This is a genomic window from Paeniglutamicibacter sp. GQ140 (assembly GCF_059759235.1).
Genome location: NZ_JCAXDW010000031.1, coordinates 1 through 987, shown reverse-complemented (window position 1 = coordinate 987; position 987 = coordinate 1). Strand labels below are relative to the sequence as shown.

Sequence of the window (987 nt, the reverse complement as noted above, 5' to 3'; positions counted from 1 at the left end):
AGTGGCGTGATCTAGACCCGAAGCGAAGTGATCTACCCATGGCCAGGTTGAAGCGCGTGTAAGAGCGCGTGGAGGACCGAACCCACTTCAGTTGAAAATGGAGGGGATGAGCTGTGGGTAGGGGTGAAAGGCCAATCAAACTTCGTGATAGCTGGTTCTCCCCGAAATGCATTTAGGTGCAGCGTTGCGTGTTTCTTACCGGAGGTAGAGCTACTGGATGGCTAATGGGCCCTACAAGGTTACTGACGTCAGCCAAACTCCGAATGCCGGTAAGTGAGAGCGCAGCAGTGAGACTGTGGGGGATAAGCTTCATAGTCGAGAGGGAAACAGCCCAGAACGCCAACTAAGGCCCCTAAGCGTGTGCTAAGTGGAAAAGGATGTGGAGTTGCGAAGACAACCAGGAGGTTGGCTTAGAAGCAGCCACCCTTGAAAGAGTGCGTAATAGCTCACTGGTCAAGTGATTCCGCGCCGACAATGTAGCGGGGCTCAAGCACACCGCCGAAGTTGCGTCATTCACATATTTGGCAGGCCTTCGTGGTCCAGCCGTGTGGATGGGTAGGGGAGCGTCGTGTGGGCAGTGAAGTCGCGGTGTAAACCAGCGGTGGAGCCCACACGAGTGAGAATGCAGGCATGAGTAGCGAATGACGGGTGAGAAACCCGTCCGCCGAATGATCAAGGGTTCCAGGGTCAAGCTAATCTGCCCTGGGTAAGTCGGGACCTAAGGCGAGGCCGACAGGCGTAGTCGATGGACAACGGGTTGATATTCCCGTACCGGTGAAAAACCGCCCATATTGACCTGGTGATGCTAACCGCCCCAACCACCCACCATCGTTCCTTCGGGAACGGTATCGGGTGTGCGGCGCGGGACCCGAACCAGGGAGGTAAGCGTATTAACAGGTGTGACGCAGGAAGGTAGCCGAGCCAGGCAATGGAATTGACCTGGTCCAAGGATGTAGGGCGAGTCGTAGGCAAATCCGCGACTCACAT

1 rRNA gene is annotated in these 987 nt (G+C 56.0%); it reads left to right on the top strand.

The window, feature by feature from the left end:
• Positions 1–987: ribosomal RNA gene (locus AC6CHY_RS19935) — 23S ribosomal RNA — on the top strand; the annotation flags it as partial.